The following is a 24,475-nucleotide window of genomic DNA, read 5'->3' on the forward strand; positions in this document are numbered from 1 at the left end:
GTGAATAGCACAAGGCCATCCGTAGCGTTTACGGGTGGCCTTTTTCATTTTGTTACTATAACGAAAGGCGACTTTCCACGGCGTAACACATAATTTCCCTTTTAACCGAAGCGCAACTGCCTCTAACACTTACCTTCCAGGGAAATAACATGTCTCAGCGTTCACTCTACGCGCTCTGTTTAATGAGCTTTTTTCTGGCCGATGTCCGCGACGGCCTGGGGCCATTTCTGGGCATCTTTCTTACGGAGCGACACTGGCAACCCGACGAAATCGGTCTGGTAATGACCTGTGGCGGTATCGCCGGATTACTTGCCACGCTACCGGCAGGGATCGCCGCCGATGCGACCCGTCATAAAAAAATCATTGTGCTGCTGGGCTGTCTGGTGATTACCGTTGCCACACTGCTGCTGTGGTACAGCAATCAGACCTGGACGGCGATGGTCTCTCAGGTTGTAGCAGGCCTGGCTGCGGCGTTTATCGGCCCGACGGTGGCGGGGATCACCTTAGGGCTCACGGGTCAGCGCGGCTTTAACCAGCAGATGGGACGCAACGAGGCGTTTAATCATGGCGGGAATACGATTGCTGCATTGCTGGCCGGTTTTTCAGCCTGGTACTGGGGCATGGGTGCCGTTTTCATTCTTATGACGGTAATGGCGGTTTTCGCTGCTTTCGCTACGCTGGCAATTCGCGGAAATGAGATCGATAACGATGTGGCGCGCGGTTATGAACCGCATGAAGAGCGTCAGCCAGCGCTGCACTTATCAATGTTGTTGCGAAACCCGGCGCTGATGATCGCCGGTTTGACGCTGCTGCTGTTTCATCTTGCCAATGCTGCGCTGCTGCCGATGCTGAGCATGCGCGTCGCCTCGGCAGGCGGCCAGGCGGCGATCAGTCCGGGCCTTTACGCGGCGGCAACGGTGGTGATTTCCCAACTGGTGATGATCCCGGTCGCGCTGTGGGTATCTAAACGGGTTGATACGCACGGCTATCGCCTGTTTATCATGATCGCCCTGATGATATTACCGCTGCGCGCGGTTCTCGCCGCCGGCTTTGCCGGGCCGATTTTTGTCATTCCGGTTCAGGTTCTGGATGGTATTGCGGCTGGGATTCTCGGTGTGGCGGTGCCAGGCTATATTGTCTCCCTGCTGCGGGGTACGGGTCATGTTAACGCCGGGCAAAGCGTTATTATGCTGATGCAGGGCGCAGGTGCCGCGCTGAGTCCCGCCATGACGGGCATGATCGCCGCACGTTATTCTTACAGCACCGCGTTTGCGGTACTCGGCGCAATTGCGCTGGCAGCGCTGATTCTATGGTGGCGCACCGGTAGCGCCCCAGCCGCCCGTCTGGCCTGATCGGACACAAAAAAGGCTGCCCATTGGGCAGCCTGTTCTGGCAAATCCGTTTGCGACCATCCGTTATTTATACAGTTCTGCGGTCATGTGAACACGGTTGTTGGTGTTCGCTTCCGTAATTTTATACTGCGCACCCTGTTCCTGAGCCTGAGCAGCAATTTTTGATTCTGCGCCATCCAGTGTGGATGAGGTGACAGAAACGCTCTCGGCAAAGCTGCCAAAAGAGATCAGAGAAAGAGTTGCGAGTGCGGCGATTGAAAGTGCTTTTACGTTTTTCATGGTCATATTCCTGAGTTATGAATTGGGAGGATGTTTGCCTCCGATGAGAATAATAGTAACTCAGGTTATGATATCAATATTAACTATTAGTGCGGCAATGGTGATCGTGCTAATTGTTTATCTGGGGATCAGACAGCGACTGTGCCGTCTCTGTAATCAACGTCCTGAACCAGCGATGGGCAGGATCGTCGCGATAGCGTGCATGCCAGCCCATTTCAACCGGAAAGGTGCCCAGGTCAACCGGCGCGGGAATGATTCTGAGCCGCTGATCGCGTGAAAGGTGCTGACAAATCAAACGCGGCAGGGTCGCGCAGTAGTCCGTGACCGCAATCATTTCCGGCACGGCCAGAAAGTGGGTGACGGAGACTGCAACCTGACGACGCAGGCCCCGCTGCTCAAGCGCCTGATATAACCCGGCGCGCATACGGCCAGGCGGCAGAACGTTGACGTGCTTTAACTGCTCATATTGCTCTGCGCTGAGGTTTTCGCCCACCAGCGGATGATCGGCGCGTATTACGCAGGCCAGACCTTCATTCATCAGGTGCTGAACGACGAGATTGTCGGGCGGCTCCACGATACGGCCCAGCACCATATCGGTATTACCTGAAATCACACCGGTTTCAGTGACGTCATTGCCAAAAGGAGTGAGGCGGAGTCGGATGCCGGGCGCACAGCTCCTCAGACGAGCCACGATGGCAGGCATCATGATGAATTCGACATAGCTGTTAGGCGCAAGCGTGAAGAGCCGGGTGGCATGAAGCGGATCAAAGTCCTGCTGGCCAAGAATAACCTTGTCGATCGATGACAGCGCAGCACCGACCACCTGAGCCAGCTGTTCCGCTTTCGGCGTCGGTCGCATCCCGTAACGCTCGCGGATAAATAGCGGATCGTTGAGCGTTTCACGCAGCCGGTTTAATGCATTAGAAAGCGCCGGCTGGGTTATACCAAGCCGTTCCGCTGCGCGGGTAACGTTGCGCTCCTCCATCATGACCAGCAAAACTGGCAGTAAATTCAGATCGTATTTCATTAAGCTATAATGCTATGTGAATAACTGAAATTGAAGAAATAAATTTCATAAATATTCGTAACCCCGCCATGATTAACGGGTCAACGCAGAAGATAGCGGCTCAGACGCTGGTTCTGACTATCCTTACACCTGAAACCGACTAACTGTTATATGGAGCGGAAATGAAAATTTTAATGGTTTTGACCTCGCATGATGAGTTGGGCACCACTGGCAAGAAGACCGGTTTCTGGCTGGAAGAGCTTGCAGCACCTTACTATGCATTTCTTGATGCGGGCGTAGAGATTACCCTGGCTTCACCGAAGGGCGGACAGCCTCCACTCGATCCAAAAAGTGATGAACCCGATTCTCAGACTGATGAGACCCGCCGCTTCCATGCCGATTCTGCTGCTCAGGCAGTACTGGCCTCGACCGTCAAGCTTGATACTGTTGATCAGGAAGCGTTTGATGCCGTTTTCTATCCAGGCGGCCATGGTCCTTTATGGGATCTGGCAAACGACAAACACTCCATTTCGCTGATTGAGCAAACCCTGCAGGCGGGCAAACCGGTTGCGCTGGTCTGTCATGCTCCAGGTGTCCTGCGTGATGTGAAAAATGCTGATGGCACGCCTCTGGTCAAAGGAAAGAAAGTTACTGGCTTCACGAACAGTGAAGAAGAGGGCGTTGACCTGACTGAGGTGGTGCCGTTCCTGGTTGAAGATGTGCTGAAACAGAACGGGGGTCTCTACTCACGCGGTGATGACTGGCAGTCCTATACGGTTCAGGATGGCTTGCTGATTACCGGTCAGAACCCAGGTTCATCAGCCGAGACCGCGAAGGTTTTACTGGCAAGCCTGGCGAAATAAAGATCTTTACAGCATGCTGAGTTTTGAGGGCGCCTGCGGGCGCCTTTTTTTATTGCTACCGTTAAGTGTCAGGATAGATAGTGACCTGCTTAATTATTCAGGTTGAATAGATTAGGGCTCAATTTTCTTAACATTGATAATAAATTTACGGGCGTTTCAGAGCTAAATGATTGCCTGAAAAAATTCACTGCAAATATAAACATGTTTTTAAAACCAGTGTTGACATCGTTTTTTATATCCGTAAAGTAGGACTCATCAGCGGCGTGCAGTTGCCCTGATAGACTGAAAACCAAAGGTGTTATGTGTTAAAGGTGCCGACAAGTGTTTGAGTTGATGTTGTCGGTGGTTCTGTTAAACATTGTTCTTTAAAACTGTTCGTTAGTTAAGATAACCCTGTTAAATGGAGTCGAAGTAAGTCTTTAAGAAGTATGTAGTATCGCGTCGCGATGATGTAAGGCCTCGTAGTTCTGAACGTTACGTTACGACAGGATACGATTGCGGTTTAAACGTCGTAATGAAAGTAAGGCAACGCATCAAAGAGTATATATCGCGATGGGGGTGTGCAGATTTATACGGGCCTGACCTGTCTTTGTCTCCTGAAAGACTATCAGGTGGTTGAAACCGCTAATAATAGTGACATTTCAGTATCGTGATCATTATTATCCGCAGGATCTGTTCATAAATAGCAGTACCGAAGTAGTACTATCAATTAAGTTAGTTAATGGTAAACGTAAAATCTGTAGTACCTTAAAAGCCCTGGCTATTTCAGTCAGGGCTTTTATCATTTTACGTTGTCCGTCAGTTCTTTTCAGAACGTAAATATGAGTAATTAACATTATCAAAGCAGCTTTTCTCGATAATATTTAAAGTGACTCACGCGCGATTTATTTTTCTGCTATTTTTTCCTCAGTTCAACACTCTCTTTCCTGAATTCCCCAGCATCAATTTTTACCCCGCTATCGACATAGCAAAGCGCGATTTTGCCTTTTCGACGTCGGACAGAATGCGATATAACGCCCCGTTATCCTGTCTGTTGCTTAAACAAAATCGCAAAACAGTGAGCCGCAGTCCGCTATCCCTGTTAATACACCACCGTTTTAGCCACGGACGCCAGTCGTTCACGCAGCCACTCATGCCCTTTGTGATGATGGGTTCGGTTATGCCAGGCCATGATTTTGCTGAAGCCGGGGATGACCAGGGGGGCTGGCAACATGACCAGACCCGTAGTGTCGACCGCCAGTCGTTTCGGTACCACGCTTACCAAATCAGTGACGCGCAAAATTTCCGGGAGCACCAGAAAACTGCAAACTGAGAGCGTTGCACGGCGGGCCCGGCCAATTGCAGCCAAAGCCTGGTCGGTGACCCCATGAAATTTTCCGACGGGCCACGAAACCAGCGCATGATCCTGCGCACAAAACTCATCCAGCGACAGCGTCGCACTGCCCGCCAGAGGATGATTTTCACTCAGCAGACAAACATATTCTTCATTGAACAGTTGCTGCGTATGCAATGTCGGCGGCGTGGTCTCTGGCGTCAGCAACGCCACATCAACGTACCCATGTTCAAATTGTCCTGACAGTGTCTTATCTGGCAAGGTAATGATGAAAACATAATCAACCCAAAAAAAGGAAAATGCATATGTTATACTTTTAAAGTTATTGAAAAATAAGCTCTATATCCAAAATATACTGAAGAAAGACTTACTCAGCATAGTGATAGATGACTGATAGATTTCTCACCTGACAACTATGCATCTATAAGATTTCACTAGAAATTCATATGAAAGTATCTCTTTTCTGGAGTCTATTGCCTCAGGGGTCCGGGAAGGATTTTTTAATGGGTTTTTAATTTACCCATTGCGAACCATTTCCGTTTTCTGATGGTAAAAAAATCAATCTGCGTCATAGTCAATATTCACCGAGTTATTGCGCTATAGCTTTCTTTTGAAATTCATCTGCGCCTGTTAAGTGCGCTATTCAAACAGAGGTTAAAATGTCTGCAGAATCTCCAGAGAATATCTCCAGCGATCTTTCTCAGTTCGTCGGTACGCATTTTGTCTATACCTATGATAATGGCTGGAAATATGAGTGGTATGCTCGCAACGAAACCACCTGCGACTACCGCATTCATCAGGGACTGGTAGGTGGCCGCTGGGTGACCAACCAGAAAATGCACGCGATTCAGTTCGCCCCTGGCATCTACAAAGTAGACTGGCATGAACCCACCGGCACCTGCGTCAGCCTGCTGTTTGATCTGAATCGCACCCTGGTTCACGGCACAATTTTCTTCCCGCAGTGGATTGCCGGTGAAGGTCAGCATCCGGAAAAAACTATCTGCTATCAGAATGATTTCATTGAAGATATGCACCGCTTCCGCGATGAAGGGCCGGCCTATCCGTATGTGATCATTCCAGAGTTTGCGAAAGTGACCTATATGAAGAATGAAGGTCCAGATAACGATGAAGTGATCAATCAGGCACCTGGACAGATGCCTGCTGACTACTTTGATGGTAAGTAATTAAGCCGGTCACCCGCCCCTACGGGCGGGTAGCTTCTGCCTGACGCGCCAGCGTGCGGGCGAGGATTGATGAGTAGAGTGGTTTCCCTCCCAGAAACTGCGCCAGTAGCGTAGCGCCCAGACAGGTAATAATCATCGGCAATATCAGCTGATAGTTATCGGTCATCTCCAGCACCAGTACGATACCGGTCAGCGGTGCCCTTACCGACGCCGCAAACAGTGCTCCCATCCCCGCGATAGCAAATGTGCCCGCTTCCAGATGATAAAACGGGAACAGGTCCGACATGACCACCCCAAAGGCTGTACCGAGCAGCGTACCCAGCGCCAGCATCGGCGCAAAAATACCGCCCGGCGCACCTGAGCCAAAACAGAGCAGGGTGGTCACCAGCCTGACCAGAAAGATGATCAACAGCAGGGTGAACGGGAAGACGCCATGGACCGCCTGTGGGATCAGTTCTGAACCGCCGCCTGCGCCAGGTGCAAACAGCAGAGCCAGAATACCGCAACTGCCGCCCAGCAATGCACCGGCCAGCACTACGCGTGCCGTTTTACCGGCATAAAAGCGCGCAAAAAGGTCCTGCGTGATAAATATCAGGCGATTAAACAGGACGCCGACCATACCGATAATCATCCCGAGCACCAGATAGAGCCACAGCGTCTGCACCGGCGCATCAGCCAGCTTGCCGACGGAGATCACCGCCTGTTCGCCGTTGAAACAGCGGAACACAATGCTGGCCATAATCACACCGGTAAACACGGCTTTAATTGAAATCAGGTTATAGCGGAATTGCGGACGCATCTCCTCGATGATAAACAGGATGCCCGCCAGCGGCGCATTAAACGCTGCCGCCAGACCGGCCGCCGCGCCGGTTGCCAGCAGCGTATGGCGTGCCTCATTGCTGCGCATCCCCAGAATATCAATGACCATGCGGCCAATGTTCCCGCCCAGCTGCACTGTCGGGCCTTCCCGGCCCAGCACCATACCGGCACCCAGCGTGCCCATGCCGCCAAAGAACTTCACCGGAATCACCCGCCACCAGCGCACAGGCCTCAGCTCTTCCAGCGCCCCTTCAATTTCAGGGATACCGGAGCCACCCGCTTCGGGAGCAAAGCGCCTGACGAGAAAATAGCCCACCATCGCCAGCAGAGCCGAGATGGCAAAGGCGGCGGCGTAGAGCATCCAGCCCTGAAACTGCGATGGTATAAGCGTGTCAGCACGCCACTGCTGTATTGTTTCAACGGCCCGGGCAAACGCCACGCCCGCCAGGCCAACCAGCGTACCGACCAGCGCGGCACAGAACAGCATCGCCAGCGGCGTTTTATCACGATAGAGCAGGGCGCGAAACATCCGGCTGCGCGCCGCGATGGAGCGGGGAACATAAACCGGCTGCGGTGATTCTTCATTCATTGAGAGACATTCTTGTTCAACCAGACCAGCGCCCCAGTTTACTGAGTGATAATGTGAAAACAAACGTCAGGATCAATTTCATCGGGGTAAAGGGTTAATTCGTCTGTGGTGGACAAACCACTTGCGCCATGCGTTCGCGGTAGGCTGGATCATCCTGGTTTTTCAGCGCCTGAGCCGCCGCAGTCAGCGTGACCTGATTCTGCTTCTGGTTCTGCTTATCGTTAAGAAACGTCTGACGCAGTTTTTCATCGGAGATGGCTGGCGATAGCTGGCACTTCTGGCGCAGATCGTCAGTTATTTGCTGCTGACGCAGCGCAAACTTCAGCGTGTCGTAGGGTGCGGCTGCCACAATCAGCGGGCTTAACAGCGGCAGAATAAACAGCGTGTTGCGGATCACGTTCATGATGGTCTCCTGACTGCTGAGGACAGGATCGGGTCTTCGGCAGTTTTCAGTTGATATTAATCGCATTGAGTGATTAGCCTGAGCACAATATCCCCGACCGACTGCGGCAACGTCGCCACGGTCGACGCAATAATCATAGCAATACTGGCGTGACAGGGAGCTGACATGCAGCCACATTCCACTGAAATTCTCACCGCTGACTGTTGTGTCGTCGGCGGTGGCCCGGCCGGATTAATGCTGGGTTATCTGTTCGCCCGCGCAGGCCTGCGCGTGGTGGTGATCGAAAAGCACGCCGATTTTCTCCACGATTTTCGCGGTGACACCATCCATCCCTCGACGCTGGAAATTATGCACCAGCTCGGTCTGCTGGAATCTTTCCTGACGCTACCGCATCAGCGTGCTGAAAAGCTGGAGGCGGAAATCGGCGGACAGAGTATTACGATGGCCGATTTCTCACGCCTGCCGGTTCAGTGCCGTTTTATCGCCTTTATGCCGCAGTGGGATTTCCTGAACTATATGGCTGAACAGAGCGCCCGGTATTCGGGCTTCAGCCTGCTGCAGTCGACCTCTTTTGAGTCGCTGAATGTTGAAAATGGCAAGGTCAGTGGTGTGATAGCTTCCCGCGGGAATCAGCAACTGCACATCCGCTGTAAACTGGTGGTCGGTGCAGATGGCCGCCATTCACGCGTACGCGAAGCGGCGGGACTGACCGGACAGGAGTTCGGTGCAGCACGCGATGTCATCTGGTTCCGCTTAAGTAAACAGCCGCAGGATCCCGATCTGGGTATGGGGCATAAAGGGCCACGCCAGAACTTTATTGTTATTGATCGCGGCGACTACTGGCAGTGCGGAATGACTATTCCGAAAGGGGAGTTTGAAGCGAAACAGGCCGCCGGACTCGACGCGTTTAAAGCGGAAGTTGCCGCACTGTCGCCGTTCGGGCCTGCGCGCATGGCGGAAATCGAGAGCTGGGAGGCGTTCAAACTGTTGACGATACGTATTGACCGCCTGGATAAGTGGGCGAAGCCCGGGCTTCTCTGCATTGGTGATGCGGCGCATGCCATGTCGCCGATTGGTGGGGTTGGCGTAAATCTGGCGATTCAGGATGCGGTAGCGACGGCGAATCTTTTGACCGATCCTCTGAAGCGAGGAGAACTGCAACTGCGCGACCTGGAAAAAGTGCAGAAGCGCCGTCAGTTCCCTACCGTCGCCACACAGTTTTTGCAGATCAAAATGAGCCGCAGCAAAGCAAAAAGAAAACCTACGGGAAGCAGCAAGGTTCCCGTGATTATCCAGCGCCTGCCGTTTCTGCGTTTTGTACTGGGACGCCTGATCGGTCTGGGCTTCAGGACGGAGTCGCCGCAGGTTGCGCACATGAAAGAAGAGCGTTAAATGATTTCGACAGCGATCAGATATCATGCGACACTGTTTCACTGTGAAAGTACTGTCAGATTGAGCCGCTATTTATCTGATAATTGGGCGCTAATTGAGCATTTCTGAGCTAAATTATTTTCGATTTTTGCGCCTGCATAGGAGAGGTTTCAGTGCATAACGAGCAAAATGGCAGCGACGTAAAACGTCTGAGTGCGATCAAGGCACTTTTGTCCCCGGATGAAGCCCGGGATAAGGTGCTGGAAAGATTCGTTAATCTCGCCAGCCAGGTGCTGGGTATTTCTGGCAGCTTCATTTCAATTATTGACGATCATAACCAATATATTAAAGCGTCCCGCAACTTCGATCTTAAGCAATCGACCCGTGATGAATCTCTTTGCCGCCACGTCATTGATGGTGAGGGACATCTGGTGGTGTATGACACCTTACTGGATGAGCGCTTTGTCACGCACCCGTTTGTGAAAGGCGATCCGCATATTCGTTTCTACGCCGGTGTCTCGCTGCAGAACCTCGACGGCGCGGTGCTGGGCACACTCTGCGTCACCGACACCCAGCCACATCCTTTTACGGATGAGAAACTCGCCACGCTGCGCTCACTGGCTACGCTGGTCACCTCATTTCTGGATGCCTGGAACAATGCGGGTTTTGCCGACGTCATTACGCACCTGCCGAATCGCCCACGCTTGATTCGTGATATTCAGCAACTGACTCTTGTCGCACCAGAGAGCCGCTTTCGCCTGATTCTTATCGACTGCCTTGACATCATTCGCGCCTATGAGCTTTCCCGTGCGGTGGGCATTGCGCCGATGGAGAAACTGCTAAAGCAGATGGCGCAGGATGTCGCTCACCGGCTCAATCTTCCGGAGAATGAGACGCTCTATACTTTCGCTCCAGGCCGTTTTGCTATTGTTCAGCCCTACTCGGGTCGTTATACCGCACATAACATGATCGACCTGTTTAAGGGCATGAAGGCCGATCTGGCGGAAAATATCACGCTCGACCTGGATGTCTTTACCGGTGAAACAGAGTTTGTACCGGGCCAGATGGATGCCAATGAAACGGTGCGTCAGGCCGTGAGCGCGCTGCATGAGGCGGTGGATGAGAACATCAGTGCAATGTGTTTTGAAGAGAGTTACGACTCGCGGCGCACCGATGACTTTATGATCATGAACGATCTGGCTCAGGCGCTGAATAAAGACGAAGAGCTTTACCTGGCCTGGCAGCCTAAAGTGTGTCTCAAAAGCGGTAAAACGGTCGGGCTGGAGGCGCTTATCCGCTGGAATCATCCTGAGCGGGGCGAGCTTTTCCCTTCAGAATTCATTCCGTTAGCGGGTAAAACCAACCTGATTTCCGATCTGACCAACTGGGTTATCGATCACACTATTGAGCAGCTTACGCGCTGGGATCGCGAGTACGATTTGATTCCGGTTTCGATCAACGTCAGCGAACGCGACTTCGCAAAGCCCGATTTTGCCGATCGGCTGGTGGCAAAATTAGCGGCGGCTCAGTTACCCAATTCTATTCTGGGCATTGAGTGCCTGGAGAATGAACTGATCACCAAAACCAATGTGGCGATCAGCGGGCTGGAAGCGCTGAAATCACACGGCTTTGTGATCTCGCTGGATGATTTCGGCACTGGCTACAGCAACATCAGCTATCTGCAGGATATCCCGCTGGATGTGATCAAGATCGACCGATCCCTGATCTCGCGTATGGGTGAAGATGATGCATCAAAAATCATCGTCAGATGCATTATTCAGATGCTGAAAGAGCTCAATTACACCGTGCTGGCCGAGGGCGTTGAGACGGAAGCCACCCTGACGTTGCTGAAAACTTACGGTTGCGATCAAATCCAGGGCTACTTCTTTTCAAAACCGCTGCCAGCCAGCGATATTGAACACTGGCTTTATCAGAAGTGATGCCAGGCAAATGGCCCGCAGCGATCGTTGCGGGCTCTCTTATTACTCACTGCCGGTGGCGTAGCGCTCAACCGGCGTGATGCTTTTAATCAGTTTGTTATCAAACAGAAATTGCTCGTAAGCCTGATAGCGTGCGCGATCCAGTTTTGCCGGATCGGCAGCGAACAGCGGCAGGGTGGCACGCCATGCCTGATGATTTAGCGGCGTGTTCAGCTCCGGATGCGCGCGGGCAAAGGCCTGCCAGCTCTCCTCCGGGTGCGCCTGCAACTGCGCATTACCTTTCTTTAGTGCCCGCAAAAACTTTTTGATTTTCTCCGAGTGTGCCTCATCACGGTTGGCGACGATGATCAGTTCGTCATAGGCCGGAACACCATAATCTTCGACGTTGAAGACTACCGGGTTTTTACCGTGCTGTTTCATCTCAAGCGCTTCGATATTGCGATAGCCGCCGATAACGGCATCCACCTGCCCGGTCATCAGGGCGCTGGTGAGCTGGAAGTTGACGTTAACCAGCTTAACCTGATCGGCTTTAACGCCATCATGGTTCAGCATGGTCGCCAGCGTCGCCTGTTCAATGCCGCTGACCGAATAGCCGATACGTTTCCCTTTTAAATCGGCTGGTTTTTTTACCGTTTCGTCTAACGTCATCAGCGTATTCAGCGGACTGTTAATCAACGTCCCCACCCGCATCAAGGGCAATCCCTGATCGGCGAAGAAATGCAGCTGCGGCTGATAGGTAATCGCTAAGTCCGCCTGCTTTGCTGCCACCAGACGCGGCGGCAGCGCCGGATCGGAAGGCGGCACAATGTTAACCTCCAGCCCTTCTGCCGCAAACGCGCCGGTCTGCTGGGCCACCATAATGGGTGCGTGATCGGGGTTGATATACCAGTCGAGCACCAGTGTCAGTTTCTCCATCGCCTGAGCCTGTGTGGCTAAGGTGGCGCTGAACAGCAGGGTAAACAGAGGCATTTTTGTCATGGGTTTTCTCATTGGTATGGTTATTAATGTGTCTCGGGTGCCCAGGTAATCAGGCGGCGCAGCAGGATGTCGAGGGTCAGCCACAGGGCCAGCGTCATCAGCACCAGAATAAACAAGGCGGCGAAACAGAGGTCGCTCTGCATCCGGGCGTTGGCATTCAGCATCACGTAGCCCAGCCCTTTGGCCGAGCCGACCCATTCACCGATGATTGCGCCTATTGGCGCGACGGCTGCCGCCATCCGCAATCCTGAGCCCAGGGCGGGCAGCGCGGCTAACAGCCGGACATGGCGCAGTTGCGCTGCAGGTGATGCGCCCAGCGTGCGAGCCAGATCGAGATAGCCGGGGGTGACGCGACGCAGGCCATCAAAAAAGGCGGAGGTCACCGGGAAGAAGATTACGAGGACGGCCATCGCGACCTTTGCGCCCATGCCGAAACCAAACCAGAGCACCAGCAGCGGCGCCAGGGCAAAAACCGGAATCGCCTGGCTGGTGATCACCAGCGGCATCATCCAGCGCTGCAGCCACGGCGAAAAGGTCATGCCCAGCGCCAGCACACTCCCCAGCAGCACGCCGAGAGCCATGCCGCTGACGATCTCGGTCAGAGTAATCAGGGTGTGATGGCCGAGATAGCCGGCGTTTTGCCACAGTGCGATGGCGACCGCAGCGGGTGAGGGCAGCAGAAAGGCCGGAACCGAAGTCAGCGTGGCGAGCCACCACAGCGCAATCAGTCCGGCAAACAGCATCACTCCAGGGTGAAAACTGGCAAAACCTTTGTGTAATCTCATCCCGCTATCCTGCTCAGCTGCTTCAGCAATGCGGCCTGACTCTGCATTACCTGTATGTCGTCTGCAGCCCGAGGTGGCTGGCCCGCCAGGGGCGGGCAGGTTTCAATTCCCGCAGAACCGATCACCAGCATGTGGTGACTGAGCCGACTGGCTTCAGCGGCGTCATGGGTAATCAGCAGCACGGTGTGTCCGACCAGCACTTCTGCGGCCAGCGTCTGGATCTGAGCGCGGGTGAGTGCATCCAGTGCGGAGAAGGGCTCATCCATCAGCACAACGGGCTGACGGGTGTAGAGGGTGCGGGCCAGCGCGGCGCGCTGACGCATCCCGCCGGAAAGTGTCGCGGGTCGCGCGTTTGCAGAATGGCTAAGACCTACCCGCATCAGCAGATGCTGCGCCCAGTCGCGATCGGCCCTTTCACCTTTCAGGCGACTGGCGAGGCAGACATTTTGTTCAACCGTCAGCCATGGATAGAGCAGATCCTGTTGCCCCATCCAGGCGATGCGTCCGGTCAGTGGCAGGCCGTCGCTGCCGCTGACCTGCCCGGCGGTGGGTGGCGTCAGACCAGCAATAACCCGCATCAGGCTGCTTTTTCCGACGCCGCTGGCACCCAGTAAAGCGGTAAAAGCACCGCCCGCGATCTCCAGATCAAGCTGGCTGAAGAGTGGCTGCTGGCCATAATTCAGGCTGAGCTGGCGAATTGAAATGCCTGGCGGCACCGGACTGCACGGCAGGTTCATGAGCTGATCCGCTGGGCGGCAGCATGGTTGAGACCCATCTGCCAGAAAGCGGCTTCCAGCCGGGTTGCAGTGGTAAAAATCTCCGCCAGCGGGTGAAACCGGTGTTCACCGGCACGCTGCCGGGCCAGGGTTTCAAACAGTGAAAGTGAGGAGCGAACGCCAGCCAGATAGGCTTCGTCGCCGTAATTTTCTATCCATGCCGCGTAAGGATTCCCCTCAAAGCGGGTTGCGGGATCATGCAGTAGTGTCAGGCCAATTTCAGCGTAACCGGCAACGCACGGCATCAGCGCGGTCAGCAGCTCCAGCGCATCCCCGGTGTGACCCACGTCCAGCACGTAGCGGGTGTAGTTGAGCGTTTCCACGGCTTCGGGTTCACTCGCCATAGCCGCCTCGCTGATGCCCCATTGCTGGCAGTAAGCCTGGTGAAGTGGCAGTTCGCTGACGATAGCGTTAAGCGATGCCGTTGCGCTGCGTAAGGCTGCTGGCTCGGAAAGTTTGCTGATCAGCAGGCCCCAGGCACGGGCGAAGTGCAACAGAAACAGATAATCCTGGGTGAGATAGTGGCGGAAGGCGGCGTGTGGCAGGGTGCCCTGACCGAGTTGCCGCACAAAATCGTGCCCGATATAGGCGTGCCATTGACTGCCCGCCTGCTGGCGCAGACGACCATAAAAGCCGGTGTCGAAAAGCGGATGTGACATAGGATCTCCAGTAACAGGGAGATCCGGGCATACGGTCTGGAACAGGGAATGTTGCAGGAGATGACGCAGAAAATCTGCCGACCCGTCCCTTCGCTGGCATGACCCAGATCAGGTTCAAAGGGTTCGGCTTACGCCATCTCAGCCCATTACAGGACACCCCTCGGAGACATTGGTTATACGATAATTACTGCCGGAGTACAACGGCAGAAATAAGCGTTCTGTTCCGGCGTTTCTGTCGCGCCAGTAACAGCATGACGATAGATTTTAAGTGACGTTGTCACTCAAGATCCGCACCATTACTGGCAATGACTTTTTTGTACCACCAGAAGGATTTCTTCCGCGTGCGCGCCAGCGTGCCGTTACCCAGGTCGTCGCGGTCAACATAGACAAATCCGTAGCGCTTGCTCATTTCACCCGTTGAGGCGGCAACCAGATCGATACAGCCCCAGCTGGTGTAACCCATCACTGGCACGCCATCCTCGATCGCGTCGCCCATGGCGCGGATATGTTCGCGCAGATAGCTGATGCGGTAATCATCGTTGATCTCGCCATTTGATTCGATCTCATCGCGCGCGCCCAGGCCATTCTCCACCAGAAACAGCGGCTTCTGATAGCGGTCATACATCATATTCATCGTGATGCGTAAGCCTAGCGGATCGATACCCCAGCCCCACTCACTGCGCGGTACATGGGGATTGGTCAGGGATTTCACCACATTGGCGGCGCTGCTGTTCTGCTCGTTCATTTCTGCCGAGGCGCAACGTGAGGCGTAGTAGCTGAACGAGACAAAATCGACGCTGTTTTTCAGAATGTCGGCATCGCCGTCAGCGATCTCAAGCGTCACCCCTTTTTCACGGAATACGCGGGCGGCGTAGGCCGGATAGGCCCCACGCGCCTGCACATCAATAAAGAACAGGTTTTCGCGATCCTTTTCCAGCGCAGCCCAGACATCTTCCGGCTTGCTCGACCAGGGATAGAAGTTGCCGCCTGCCAGCATGCAGCCGACCTGGTTCATCGGATTTACTTCATGCGCGATGCGCGTTACCAGCGCGCTGGCGACCAGTTCATGATGGGCCGCCTGATACTTTACCTGATCCTTGTTCTCACCGGGTTCGAACACCAGACCGGCGCCGGAAAACGGGCTGTGCAGAAGGATATTAATCTCATTGAAGGTCAGCCAGTATTTCACCAGGCCATCAAACGCCTCAAAGCAACTGCGGGCATAGCGGGCAAAAAAGTCGACCATTTTGCGATTGCGCCACGAGCCATATTCAGTCACCAGATGCATCGGCACATCAAAGTGACAGAGCGTGACCAGCGGTTCGATATTATATTTCCGGCACTCCTCAAAGACCGCGCGGTAAAAGGCGATGCCTTGCGGATTGGGCGTCAGTTCATCGCCATTGGGATAGAGACGGCTCCAGGCAATCGACGTGCGGAACACGCTGAACCCCATCTCCGCCATCAGCGCAATGTCTTCCGGATAGCGGTGATAGAAATCGATGGCTTCATGGCTGGGATAGTATTCATCGTCACGCAGGCTAAAACGCTTTTCCAGACCGAGTTTGACCGGCATACGGTGTGGGCCATGTGGAATCATGTCAACGGTGGTTAAGCCCTTTCCGCCCTCACGAAAGCCGCCTTCACTCTGGTTGGCGGCCAGTGCGCCGCCCCATAAAAATCCTTGCGGAAACCTTGAATCAGACATGCAATCCTCTTTTCCGGGTCAGCATGACCCTTTCCTTTAGTGGCTATTAATCGCGTTAGCGCGTTCGGTAACGGGCGCAGGTTGCGTTGCGCTTTCGGGTGCGGTTTTGGTTTCAGGCTCGGTTTCAGGAATATCTTCAAAACCTAACAGCAGCGTCAGCACAAATGAGAGCACCACAGACAACACCATGACCGCACCGACCCAGACAATACTCATGGGATTGGTGGGATCGAAGAACTGTACGCTGGTAAACAGGCCGGGAGAGGCCATGGAGTGGCTGGCCAGCCCGCCAATGCCCGCGACCGCGCCACAGATAAAACCACTGATCAGACAGGCGATCAGCGGTCGTTTTAAACGGACCGCAACGCCATACAGCGCCGGTTCTGAAATGCCGGCAATAATCGCTGATGCCGCCGCTGCCAGCGCGGTCTGGCGCAGTTCACGGTTTTTGGTCCGGAACGCCACCGCCAGCGACGATCCCCCCAGCGAGAGGTTGGCACCAATCTCTGACGGCATCACCATGCCCTCTTTGCCGGTTTCGGCAATGGTCTGGATGATGGTGGGGGTGAACACCCGATGCATCCCGGTCATCACCAGCAGCGGCCAGATTGCGCCCATAATCGCGACGGAAAGCCAGCCAAGATAGCCATGCACGGTGTAGACCAGCGCGGAGATGCCGCTGCCGATCCAGATACCAATCGGACCAATCAGCACAATCGCGATGGGTGCCGCAATCAGCACAATCAGCATCGGTTTCAGGAAGTTTTTAGTGACGGCAGGGGTAATACGATCCACGCCGCGCTCGATGTGCGACAGGATCCAGGTCATCACCAGCGCCGGGATCACCGTATAGGTATATTTCACCGCGGTCACCGGGATGTAAGCAAATTCCACCGCCTGACCCTGTGCCGCTTTCGCCATCAGTTCAACAAAGTTGGGATGAACCAGTACACCGGCAATGGCGATCGCCAGCGACATGTTCGTTTTGAATTTCAGCGCCGCAGAGGCGGCCACCATGATCGGCAGGAAGAAGAATGCGCCATCGCCAATCACGTTGAGGATGACCAGCGTTGATGAGCCTTTCTCAAACACGCCCGCCATATCCAGGATCATCGCCAGCAGCTTAACCATTGACCCGCCAATAATGGCCGGAATCAGCGGCGACATGGTGCCCACCAGCGCATCAAGAATACCTGCACCGATGCCTCGCAGCGTGATTTTACGTTTCACGGGTGCAGTTGATGTCGCTGCGGGCGATCCCAGCTCCAGCACCGCCTGATAAGCCTGTGACACGTTGTTACCAATGATCACCTGGCATTGAGTGTCGTTGTGCACCACGCCCATAACGCCATTGATCGCCTTGAGCCGGGGATAGTCGACCTGGTTTTCATCTTTCAACACAAACCGCAGGCGGGTCATGCAGTGGGTTACGGCTTCGATATTGGTGAGGCCGCCTAGCGCATCGACGATGGCGCGTGACACCTCGGCATAATTTCTGGGCATGATCGCTCTTCTCTGTAGGGTAAATCGGTTAAAGTTTTTATGTTTTTTCGCCTGCGGGCAGGTAAATAGGAAACCGGTTTCACAAAATCATGAAGTGCTTTCACAGCGCCGACAAGCGCCAAAATCATCCAGATCTCTTTTTTGTGAACTCCATCACCTGATGCTGCCAGGTAACCTCATACTAAGACGGGGTAAATATTTCCAACATTGAGAGGCTTAGGTAGACTGCAGGACGACGCAGCAAAGGAGCATCACCATGGCAACGATTCAGGAAGTGGCAAACAGGGCGGGCGTCTCTAAAGCGACAGTGTCACGTGTGCTCTCGGGCAATGGCTATGTCGGGCAGGAAAAGCGTGAAAAAGTACTGAAGGCGATTGCCGAAACCGGATACCGGCCCAATCTGCTGGCGCGCAACCTGGCGACAAAAACCTCTCAGACCATTGGACTGGTGATCACCAATACGCTCTACAGCGGCAGCTACTTCACTGAACTAATGGCACACTCCGCGCGCATACTGGAGCAGCAGGGCCGCCAGCTGATTCTGGCGGACGGCAAACACACCGCTGAGCAGGAAGAGGCGGCGATTCAGTTTCTGCTCGATCTGCGCTGTGACGGCATCATTATCTATCCGCGCTTCCTGAGCATTGACGCGCTGGATGCGATTATCTCCCGGCACAAACAGCCGATACTGGTGATCAACCGGCGGCTGCGCGTCAACCATAGCTACTGCATTTACAGCGATCAGCACGCCAGCAGCGCCACGGCGGTGAGCCATCTGCTGAATCAGGGGCATCGCGAGATCGCGTTTATCACCGGTTCACTCGATTCGCCGACCGGCGTCGAGCGACTTTCCGGCTATCACGCTGCGCTGGCCGCACAGGGCATTGAAGCCGATTCCCGGCGAATCGTGACCGGTAAATGGACGGCGCAGAGCGGTATGGCGGCCGTGGACCAGCTGCTGGAACGCAGGGTGACATTCAGCGCGCTGGTGGCGAGTAATGATGAGATGGCGATTGGTGCCATCAAACGTCTGACTGAATGCAACATCGCGGTACCCGGGCAGGTTTCGGTGATTGGCTTCGATGATATTCCGCTGGCGCCCTTCATCACGCCGTCGTTATCCAGCATGAAACTGCCGGTCACCGAGATGATCGATGAGACGATTAACCGCCTGCTGAACATGCTTGATGGCGGAGACTGGCATACTCAGGCACCCTTCACGGCCAGCCTGATGCTGCGGGACTCCGTTACTAAAGGCCCCGGCCGTTCTGCTTAACCTGCGGCGATCTGTATCACCTCTATCGCCTGTTCCCTGAGCTGCGCTACCGTCGCCGCATCCAGCGTCTCATCGGTAATCACGTGCCCGACCTGAAAACCGGATGAAAGCGGATAGGGGTGAATCTGACCAAACTTGGAGGCGTCGGTCAGGGCATAGCTCTCAGCGCCTTTCGCCAGCACGGCATCCACCACATCACAGCGCAGCATGTTGCGGCCAGTAAAACCAGTTTCGGGATGCCAGCCATCCACGCCAACAAATGCCCGGTGAAAATGAACCTGCTGGATGGAATACCGCGTCAGCGGGCCGACTACCGACTCACTGCTTTTCTGCAGCAGGCCACCGAGCACAATCACCTCACAGGCGGCTTCCCGAAGAAGCTGGGCAATATAGTGACTGACGGTAATCAGCGTAAGATCGGCACGGTCAGCCAGCGCACGCGCCAGCAGCGCATTGGTACTGCCACCTTCAATGAACACCGATTCACCCGCCTGCACCAGGCTGGCCGCATGTCGTGCCAGCGCCTGCTTAGTGGGATAGCGGGTATTCATGCGGGTGCCGACGTTATCGCTGTCCAGCGCCAGCGCGGAACCGTGAACCCGCCGCAGCAGTCGGTCGCGTTCCAGCAGCGTGAGATCCTGCCGCACCGTCACTTCAGAAACCCCGGTAAGCTGCGCCAGTTCGCTGACCGTTACGCTGCCCCGGCTATTAACCAGTTGAATAATCTGATGATGTCGCGGGTTCATAATTGCGTTTCGCAGAAAAAAGAAGCTCCAGTGTAACAGGGATATCCCGCGCTGGTGTACAACGCGGGATTGGGATCAGGACAAATCCAGCGACCGGCGTCCGTTAAGATTGAGATCCTGCAGCGTAAAACGCTGGCCCCACTCTGTTTCATAATCTTCTGGCGGAAAATCTCCCGGTGAACGTCCCTGCTCCAGGGCCTGTGCAACCCGCCGGGCATAGGCGCGGTTTTTGTCACACATAGGTGCAGCGGGGATATACATCACATTGCCCCAGCCCTGCTGATCTTCAACCGGTGCAACGGCGTGGATCACATCACAGTGCCACCATACCGAATCGCCCGCCTCTAAGGCCGGTATCGAACAGAGTCCTGCAATCAGGTGCGGATGCCACTGTTCATTAACGGGCAACACCCGGCCCGGCGCGACGCCGCACAGTTCATCTTCAGGTACGTCTGAAAGCAGCGGGCGCAGCAGAACATAGGCCATCGCCTGCGGCACCGGCACCACGTGCAGCAGGCCCTGACCGGGGATCATATCGGAGAGTGCGGTCCAGCCCTGAAAGGTCCGGAACACGGAACATTTGGTGGTACCCGGCAGATCATACTCATCCACTTCGGTGCGGTGAGCTGCATCCCAGGGGTCGTAAGCGGCAAAATCACCGTGAAACAGCTTACTGAAAACCTGCTGATACGCGGGGAGTAACCAGCGTTCCAGCGCGCCGGAATCGGTATGGGCGCCTAATCCCTTCGAGGTGGTGCCCGGCAAGCGGCGACGGATGCGATCGGGATAGATAACGCTGACATCCGGGTCAAACCACTGCTTTCCCGGTGATTCAGACTTCCATAACCGGTTCAGAAAAGATTGCGCGTCAGCCATTGCCGCGCTCTGCCGCGCCTGCATTTGCGCCTGTGACCAGTAAATCGGATAGATTTCGGGGCGGGAGGCGGCCAGCGATCCAAAAAAGTCATCGCCGGGGCCGCGATAGTGTTCGTCAAACCGGTTGAGATCCAGATAGTCGAGCATCGACTTATCCCATGCCAGCGCCTGCTCACGCGCGAAGTGCTGCTTAATTACCACACAGCCGCGACGTTTAATCAGCGCCCGGGTTTCATCCGAAACCTTTCCCGCTGCAATGTCCTGCATGGGCACTACCGGCCAGGCACTGCCCGTGCGCTTTTCATCTGCTTTTGCTTCAGCAATCGCAGCAGTGATGTTGTCGCAAACCTGACGGAAAAGGGCATCGACATCACCAATCTGTTGACGTAACTGCTGTTTCATCTCGCGAATAGCGGTTTTGACGTCGTCAGGTAAAGGGGTTGATCGGGAATCTTCACGCATCTCGTGCTCCTGAATATCTGGGGGTTGAGTTACGAATGCAATTAAAATAACCTTCATTCGTAATATTCGACTGAGGTTAACATCCTTTTAACGAAAAAAAACGTGCGTGATAACACAACTCCGGAACCGGAACGCTCTGAAAGCCGTTAGCAAAGTCACTATTTGCATTCTCATTAATCCACACAGCGAGTAAGCTTTATGAATCAAATCAATCAGCCGAAAGGACAGAACGGCGAACGTATAGGGGCAGGCGAGATGGCGGTTAAGATGATTGCGGTGGATATGGACGGCACCTTTCTGGACGACAATAAGCAGTACAACGTTCAGCGGTTTTCACGTCAGTATGCGCTGCTGAAGCAGAAGGGCATCCGTTTTGTGGTGGCCAGTGGTAATCAGTATTACCAGCTGCAGCGCTATTTTCCCGACATCAAAGATGAGATCGCTTTCGTGGCGGAAAATGGCGCATGGGTTTCTGACTGTAATGAAGAGATCTTCTGCGGAGAGTTAGCTCAGGAGAAAGTGCATAAGATCCTCGATATCCTGGCGCATGAACCTGACATCGCGGTCGTGGTCTGTGGACGCAACGGCGCCTATATGCATTCATCCACCTCTGATGAGGTGATGGCAATGCTTGCAAACCACTATCACCGGCTGGAAAAACGCGATGACCTCTATGCCATCGACGACACCATTTTCAAATTCTCGCTGAAGCTGGAGCACGAAGGGGTGGATGCACTGCTGCAAAGACTGCATTCCCGTCTGGGCGAGCTGGAAAACATCATGCATCCGGTATCCAGCGGTTTTGGCTTTATTGATCTCATTATTCCCGGCTGCCATAAGGCACACGGCATTGCGCTGCTGCAGGAAAAGTGGGGCATCAGCGATTGCGAAGTGCTGGCGATTGGTGACAGCGCCAATGATATTGAGATGCTGCGTCAGGCCTGCTTCAGTTTCTCAATGGCCAATGCTGCTGATTCGGTCGCTGCCGTGGCGCGCTATCAGACTCAGAGCAACAATGATGAAGGCGCGCTGAATGTCATTTCCCGCGTGCTGGCGCGCGAATTCCCGTTCGATTAAGCCTGCACTGCGTGAGAACTGGCGGCCTTCTATCCGCCACTCTCCTGATGGCTGCGCGCGTGATGTTCCATTTCATCCAGCGCAGCCTGATTCTCCAGTCCCCACTGATACATCTGCTCTATTGGCTGTGCGAAGGTATGCCCCAACGGCGTGAGGCTGTATTCCACTTTTGGTGGTACCACCTGCCACACCTGACGTGACACCAGTCCGCGCTGCTCCAGCTCACGCAGCGTCTGAATCAGCATCTTTTTCGAAATACCCTGCAGGCTGCGCTCCAGTTCACCCGTGCGTGCCCGGTTTTCCGGCCAGTGGTAGAGCGCATGCAGCACCATCGTGCTCCACTTCACCGAAAAGAGTTCCAGCAGGCGGCGCGGTGGTGAATCCGCATAAAAGCAAAGTTTTCCTTCAACCCAGACCGGCATAGTGACTTCCCAGACATGATGGTAACCAAAAGGTAACTACTACCAAATGGGGTTCCGTGTGTCTATAGTGGGCCGCTTTCTTTACGACCACCAGGTGAGAAGAGGCAACAGATGAAAATTAATGCGCTGATAGCGTCCCAGGCAGACCAGCCGCTGCGGGCAGGACAGGTAGAGTTACGCGAGCTGCAGTCTGACGATGTGAAAATCGAAATTCTTTACTGCGGTGTCTGTCACTCCGATCTGCATATGGCCCGTAATGAATGGGGAGTCAGCCGCTATCCGCTGGTTCCCGGTCACGAAATTGTCGGACGCGTAGTGGCAGTGGGCGGCAACGTCACTAAATTTGCCGCCGGGGATACGGTTGGCGTGGGCGTGATGGTCGACTCGTGTGGTGAATGCCATTTCTGTCAGCAGCAGGAAGAGCAATATTGTGAGGCGGGTTTCACGCCGACCTACAACGGTACGGATAAATACACCGGCAATACGACATTTGGTGGCTATGCGCAGCATGTCATCGCCGACCAGCATTTTGTGGTCACGGTGCCCGACAATCTGGCACTGAATGCGGTGGCACCGCTGCTGTGCGCTGGCGTGACCGTCTGGTCACCGTTGCAGCATTTTAAAGTCAAAGCAGGCGATCGTGTGGGTGTGGTCGGGCTTGGGGGATTGGGCCATATGGCGGTTAAACTGGCCAGTGCACTGGGCGCAGAAGTCACCCTGTTTACGACTTCTCCGGCGAAAGGGGAAGATGCACGCCGGCTCGGCGCTAAGAACGTGGTGATCTCACGAGACGCCGCACAAATGGCTGACTGCCAGGCGTCACTGGATATCATTCTGGACTGTGTCGCTGCACCACACGACCTTGATCCTTATCTCGGTGCGCTGAAAACCAATGGTCAGCTGGTGCTGGTGGGCATACCCGATCAACCTCATCCATCACCGAATGTGACACCGATGGTGTTTCGTCGCCTGAGCATCAGTGGCACATCGATTGGCAGCATTCAGGAAACGCAGCAGATGCTCGACTTCTGTGGTCAGCACAACATCACGGCTGATGTTGAGATGATCACCGGTGAAGAGGTCGAAACTGCCTTTGAACGTATGCTGACCAGCGATGTGAAATATCGTTTTGTCATCGATATGCAGAAAACCCACTGGTGATGAATACGGTCCGCTTTAAAAGCGGACCGTCTGACTTTTACACGGGCTGAACCCGAAAGATAAAGCCCTGCATATAGTTACAACATACTTAAATGTTTTAATATCAACTCACCTCATTGAACTCCGTGCAGCAGGGGTCTTGCAGCAAGATCGTTCTGATTAAACAAAAAAATACCCGGCTCATTGACCGGGTATCTGTTTTGACGTTTACGGGGTGCAGTTAATCCTGCTCTTTATCCGTGTCACTCTTTTCCGCTTCTTCTTTCTCAACAACATGGGTAAAAGGCTTAAGCAGCTGAATATCCAGAATCACATAAACCATGGTGCTGATAAACAGGGAGATGACACTGCCAAACACTCCGCTGGTGGTAAATGTCAGATAGTTATAAATCACCAGCCAGGTCAGGCAGATAAACAGCGCGAGCGAAATAGAAAGGTTGGGCACGGAGTAGTTGCTGGTACCACCGCCCTGGGTATGCGTCGCTTTAAACAGATTTCCGATGGAGTATTTCTCCAGCACCAGGATAGTCCTTTCCCAGTTACGCTGTTTACGCGCGCTGGCGCGGGTCAGAAACAGATAGAGAATAGAGATGAAGAAGCCGGAGAAAGCGATCAGCACCGGAATCGCTTCCAGCGCATATTCAATACTCTTATGAGGCGTGCCAGTGGTGCTGAGATCAAGTGTCAGCGAGGCACCCAGCGCAGCATATAAAAAGAGAAACAGAATCAGAAAAGTCAAACTACGTTTCCAGTCGCCATCAGCCTCTGCACCTTTTTGCTGGATGGCCAGCTGAAGCGATTGCTGAATCTGTTGTGCCTGTGGTGAGTCTGTTTCAACGGTGTGGCATGGCGCAGCAAAGAAGTTGTGCATAAACAGCTCATCTTCTTTATGAATGGTGATTTTCAT

The 24,475-nt window shown here is 54.2% G+C and carries 23 protein-coding genes and 1 riboswitch; of the genes, 8 read left to right on the plus strand and 15 right to left on the minus strand.

All coding sequences use genetic code 11. The features are described 5' to 3' along the window. Positions 1 to 149 precede the first annotated feature (149 nt). A complete protein-coding gene (locus tag ACK13D_RS02115) occupies positions 150 to 1,352 on the plus strand; it encodes an MFS transporter (protein WP_010246959.1) in 1,203 nt (400 codons plus the stop codon). A gap of 63 nt (positions 1,353 to 1,415) precedes the next feature. Here ACK13D_RS02115 and ACK13D_RS02120 read toward each other — a convergent pair whose 3' ends face one another. Further along, entirely contained in the window at positions 1,416 to 1,631 is a 216-nt protein-coding gene (locus ACK13D_RS02120; RefSeq protein ID WP_010246960.1) for a YdgH/BhsA/McbA-like domain containing protein, read from the minus strand. Between the two features lie 109 nt (positions 1,632 to 1,740). Next, positions 1,741 to 2,658, minus strand: a complete 918-nt coding sequence (locus tag ACK13D_RS02125) for a LysR substrate-binding domain-containing protein (RefSeq protein ID WP_060679309.1) — start codon at positions 2,656 to 2,658, stop codon at positions 1,741 to 1,743. A gap of 161 nt (positions 2,659 to 2,819) precedes the next feature. Here ACK13D_RS02125 and ACK13D_RS02130 point away from each other — a divergent pair, with 161 nt between their 5' ends. Further along, entirely contained in the window at positions 2,820 to 3,500 is a 681-nt protein-coding gene (locus ACK13D_RS02130) for a type 1 glutamine amidotransferase domain-containing protein (protein WP_346457035.1), read from the plus strand. 1,081 nt (positions 3,501 to 4,581) lie between these two features. Here the strand turns inward: ACK13D_RS02130 and ACK13D_RS02135 are convergent. Further along, positions 4,582 to 5,094, minus strand: coding sequence for a LysR substrate-binding domain-containing protein (locus tag ACK13D_RS02135; RefSeq protein WP_418795558.1), 513 nt, complete (start codon positions 5,092 to 5,094; stop codon positions 4,582 to 4,584). Between the two features lie 398 nt (positions 5,095 to 5,492). Here ACK13D_RS02135 and ACK13D_RS02140 point away from each other — a divergent pair, with 398 nt between their 5' ends. Continuing rightward, positions 5,493 to 6,017: a phenolic acid decarboxylase gene (locus ACK13D_RS02140; RefSeq protein WP_010246964.1), complete on the plus strand. Its 525-nt coding sequence runs from the start codon at positions 5,493 to 5,495 to the stop codon at positions 6,015 to 6,017. A gap of 19 nt (positions 6,018 to 6,036) precedes the next feature. Here ACK13D_RS02140 and clcA read toward each other — a convergent pair whose 3' ends face one another. Continuing rightward, positions 6,037 to 7,365, minus strand: coding sequence for a H(+)/Cl(-) exchange transporter ClcA (gene clcA / locus ACK13D_RS02145; RefSeq protein ID WP_061902398.1), 1,329 nt, complete (start codon positions 7,363 to 7,365; stop codon positions 6,037 to 6,039). Between the two features lie 154 nt (positions 7,366 to 7,519). Next, positions 7,520 to 7,828 carry a YicS family protein gene (locus ACK13D_RS02150; RefSeq protein WP_060679302.1) on the minus strand — a complete coding sequence of 103 codons (309 nt, stop codon included), beginning with the start codon at positions 7,826 to 7,828 and terminating at the stop codon, positions 7,520 to 7,522. 165 nt (positions 7,829 to 7,993) lie between these two features. Between ACK13D_RS02150 and ACK13D_RS02155 the strand changes: the two genes are divergently transcribed. Together ACK13D_RS02155 and ACK13D_RS02160 are read left to right on the plus strand one after the other, a co-directional pair. Beyond that, on the plus strand, positions 7,994 to 9,220 hold the full coding sequence (locus ACK13D_RS02155; protein WP_418795559.1) for an FAD-dependent oxidoreductase: 1,227 nt from the start codon (positions 7,994 to 7,996) through the stop codon (positions 9,218 to 9,220). 152 nt (positions 9,221 to 9,372) lie between these two features. Beyond that, positions 9,373 to 11,139 (plus strand): sensor domain-containing phosphodiesterase, encoded by a 1,767-nt coding sequence (locus tag ACK13D_RS02160; RefSeq protein ID WP_263054377.1) that lies wholly within the window; start codon positions 9,373 to 9,375, stop codon positions 11,137 to 11,139. A gap of 42 nt (positions 11,140 to 11,181) precedes the next feature. On the opposite strand, the gene ACK13D_RS02165 is transcribed toward ACK13D_RS02160, so the two are convergent. The 6 genes from ACK13D_RS02165 to ascF form a co-directional block, all read right to left on the minus strand. Further along, entirely contained in the window at positions 11,182 to 12,117 is a 936-nt protein-coding gene (locus tag ACK13D_RS02165; RefSeq protein ID WP_010246971.1) for an ABC transporter substrate-binding protein, read from the minus strand. A 23-nt stretch (positions 12,118 to 12,140) separates the two neighbouring features. Then, positions 12,141 to 12,902, minus strand: a complete 762-nt coding sequence (locus tag ACK13D_RS02170) for an ABC transporter permease (protein WP_418795560.1) — start codon at positions 12,900 to 12,902, stop codon at positions 12,141 to 12,143. Further along, positions 12,899 to 13,639: an ABC transporter ATP-binding protein gene (locus ACK13D_RS02175; protein ID WP_022624420.1), complete on the minus strand. Its 741-nt coding sequence runs from the start codon at positions 13,637 to 13,639 to the stop codon at positions 12,899 to 12,901. The genes ACK13D_RS02170 and ACK13D_RS02175 overlap by 4 nt, the downstream gene beginning before the upstream one ends. Further along, positions 13,636 to 14,337: a TenA family protein gene (locus ACK13D_RS02180; RefSeq protein ID WP_418795562.1), complete on the minus strand. Its 702-nt coding sequence runs from the start codon at positions 14,335 to 14,337 to the stop codon at positions 13,636 to 13,638. The genes ACK13D_RS02175 and ACK13D_RS02180 overlap by 4 nt, the downstream gene beginning before the upstream one ends. Positions 14,338 to 14,405: 68 nt before the next feature. Continuing rightward, positions 14,406 to 14,508: riboswitch (TPP riboswitch) on the minus strand. Positions 14,509 to 14,614: 106 nt separating this feature from the next. Next, positions 14,615 to 16,045: a 6-phospho-beta-glucosidase gene (locus ACK13D_RS02185; protein ID WP_010246979.1), complete on the minus strand. Its 1,431-nt coding sequence runs from the start codon at positions 16,043 to 16,045 to the stop codon at positions 14,615 to 14,617. A 36-nt stretch (positions 16,046 to 16,081) separates the two neighbouring features. Beyond that, on the minus strand, positions 16,082 to 17,548 hold the full coding sequence (ascF, locus tag ACK13D_RS02190; RefSeq protein ID WP_010246981.1) for a PTS cellobiose/arbutin/salicin transporter subunit IIBC: 1,467 nt from the start codon (positions 17,546 to 17,548) through the stop codon (positions 16,082 to 16,084). A 256-nt stretch (positions 17,549 to 17,804) separates the two neighbouring features. Between ascF and ACK13D_RS02195 the strand changes: the two genes are divergently transcribed. Next, positions 17,805 to 18,824 (plus strand): LacI family DNA-binding transcriptional regulator, encoded by a 1,020-nt coding sequence (locus ACK13D_RS02195; protein ID WP_062758927.1) that lies wholly within the window; start codon positions 17,805 to 17,807, stop codon positions 18,822 to 18,824. Here the strand turns inward: ACK13D_RS02195 and ACK13D_RS02200 are convergent. Together ACK13D_RS02200 and ACK13D_RS02205 are read right to left on the minus strand one after the other, a co-directional pair. Then, positions 18,821 to 19,570, minus strand: coding sequence for a DeoR/GlpR family DNA-binding transcription regulator (locus ACK13D_RS02200; protein WP_062758925.1), 750 nt, complete (start codon positions 19,568 to 19,570; stop codon positions 18,821 to 18,823). The two genes, ACK13D_RS02195 and ACK13D_RS02200, sit on opposite strands and share 4 nt — an antisense overlap. 75 nt (positions 19,571 to 19,645) lie before the next feature. Then, on the minus strand, positions 19,646 to 20,908 hold the full coding sequence (locus ACK13D_RS02205) for a DUF1479 domain-containing protein (RefSeq protein WP_418795564.1): 1,263 nt from the start codon (positions 20,906 to 20,908) through the stop codon (positions 19,646 to 19,648). Positions 20,909 to 21,163: 255 nt separating this feature from the next. Here ACK13D_RS02205 and ACK13D_RS02210 point away from each other — a divergent pair, with 255 nt between their 5' ends. Next, positions 21,164 to 21,985 (plus strand): Cof-type HAD-IIB family hydrolase, encoded by an 822-nt coding sequence (locus tag ACK13D_RS02210; protein WP_139016403.1) that lies wholly within the window; start codon positions 21,164 to 21,166, stop codon positions 21,983 to 21,985. 29 nt (positions 21,986 to 22,014) lie between these two features. Here ACK13D_RS02210 and ACK13D_RS02215 read toward each other — a convergent pair whose 3' ends face one another. Continuing rightward, entirely contained in the window at positions 22,015 to 22,407 is a 393-nt protein-coding gene (locus ACK13D_RS02215) for a winged helix-turn-helix transcriptional regulator (protein WP_010246990.1), read from the minus strand. Positions 22,408 to 22,518: 111 nt separating this feature from the next. On the opposite strand from ACK13D_RS02215, the gene ACK13D_RS02220 reads away from it, so the two are divergent. Beyond that, positions 22,519 to 23,568 (plus strand): NAD(P)-dependent alcohol dehydrogenase, encoded by a 1,050-nt coding sequence (locus ACK13D_RS02220; RefSeq protein ID WP_207253875.1) that lies wholly within the window; start codon positions 22,519 to 22,521, stop codon positions 23,566 to 23,568. Positions 23,569 to 23,788: 220 nt separating this feature from the next. On the opposite strand, the gene ACK13D_RS02225 is transcribed toward ACK13D_RS02220, so the two are convergent. Beyond that, positions 23,789 to 24,475: a RipA family octameric membrane protein gene (locus ACK13D_RS02225; protein WP_010246994.1), complete on the minus strand. Its 687-nt coding sequence runs from the start codon at positions 24,473 to 24,475 to the stop codon at positions 23,789 to 23,791.

Source organism: Pantoea sp. K16 (assembly GCF_048452805.1).
Lineage (GTDB): Bacteria > Pseudomonadota > Gammaproteobacteria > Enterobacterales > Enterobacteriaceae > Pantoea > Pantoea agglomerans.

What these genes read in the sequence shown, in the direction of transcription:
- ACK13D_RS02115 (WP_010246959.1), top strand. Translation starts at nt 150, where the DNA reads ATGTCTCAGCGTTCACTCTACGCGCTCTGTTTAATGAGCTTTTTTCTG.
- ACK13D_RS02220 (WP_207253875.1), top strand. Translation starts at nt 22,519, where the DNA reads ATGAAAATTAATGCGCTGATAGCGTCCCAGGCAGACCAGCCGCTGCGG.
- ACK13D_RS02140 (WP_010246964.1), top strand. Translation starts at nt 5,493, where the DNA reads ATGTCTGCAGAATCTCCAGAGAATATCTCCAGCGATCTTTCTCAGTTC.
- ACK13D_RS02210 (WP_139016403.1), top strand. Translation starts at nt 21,164, where the DNA reads ATGGCGGTTAAGATGATTGCGGTGGATATGGACGGCACCTTTCTGGAC.
- ascF (WP_010246981.1), bottom strand. Translation starts at nt 17,548, where the DNA reads ATGCCCAGAAATTATGCCGAGGTGTCACGCGCCATCGTCGATGCGCTA.
- ACK13D_RS02185 (WP_010246979.1), bottom strand. Translation starts at nt 16,045, where the DNA reads ATGTCTGATTCAAGGTTTCCGCAAGGATTTTTATGGGGCGGCGCACTG.
- ACK13D_RS02180 (WP_418795562.1), bottom strand. Translation starts at nt 14,337, where the DNA reads ATGTCACATCCGCTTTTCGACACCGGCTTTTATGGTCGTCTGCGCCAG.
- ACK13D_RS02170 (WP_418795560.1), bottom strand. Translation starts at nt 12,902, where the DNA reads ATGAGATTACACAAAGGTTTTGCCAGTTTTCACCCTGGAGTGATGCTG.
- ACK13D_RS02130 (WP_346457035.1), top strand. Translation starts at nt 2,820, where the DNA reads ATGAAAATTTTAATGGTTTTGACCTCGCATGATGAGTTGGGCACCACT.
- ACK13D_RS02120 (WP_010246960.1), bottom strand. Translation starts at nt 1,631, where the DNA reads ATGAAAAACGTAAAAGCACTTTCAATCGCCGCACTCGCAACTCTTTCT.
- ACK13D_RS02175 (WP_022624420.1), bottom strand. Translation starts at nt 13,639, where the DNA reads ATGAACCTGCCGTGCAGTCCGGTGCCGCCAGGCATTTCAATTCGCCAG.
- ACK13D_RS02200 (WP_062758925.1), bottom strand. Translation starts at nt 19,570, where the DNA reads ATGAACCCGCGACATCATCAGATTATTCAACTGGTTAATAGCCGGGGC.
- ACK13D_RS02150 (WP_060679302.1), bottom strand. Translation starts at nt 7,828, where the DNA reads ATGAACGTGATCCGCAACACGCTGTTTATTCTGCCGCTGTTAAGCCCG.
- ACK13D_RS02165 (WP_010246971.1), bottom strand. Translation starts at nt 12,117, where the DNA reads ATGACAAAAATGCCTCTGTTTACCCTGCTGTTCAGCGCCACCTTAGCC.
- ACK13D_RS02215 (WP_010246990.1), bottom strand. Translation starts at nt 22,407, where the DNA reads ATGCCGGTCTGGGTTGAAGGAAAACTTTGCTTTTATGCGGATTCACCA.
- clcA (WP_061902398.1), bottom strand. Translation starts at nt 7,365, where the DNA reads ATGTTTCGCGCCCTGCTCTATCGTGATAAAACGCCGCTGGCGATGCTG.
- ACK13D_RS02205 (WP_418795564.1), bottom strand. Translation starts at nt 20,908, where the DNA reads ATGCGTGAAGATTCCCGATCAACCCCTTTACCTGACGACGTCAAAACC.
- ACK13D_RS02225 (WP_010246994.1), bottom strand. Translation starts at nt 24,475, where the DNA reads ATGAAAATCACCATTCATAAAGAAGATGAGCTGTTTATGCACAACTTC.
- ACK13D_RS02155 (WP_418795559.1), top strand. Translation starts at nt 7,994, where the DNA reads ATGCAGCCACATTCCACTGAAATTCTCACCGCTGACTGTTGTGTCGTC.
- ACK13D_RS02125 (WP_060679309.1), bottom strand. Translation starts at nt 2,658, where the DNA reads ATGAAATACGATCTGAATTTACTGCCAGTTTTGCTGGTCATGATGGAG.
- ACK13D_RS02195 (WP_062758927.1), top strand. Translation starts at nt 17,805, where the DNA reads ATGGCAACGATTCAGGAAGTGGCAAACAGGGCGGGCGTCTCTAAAGCG.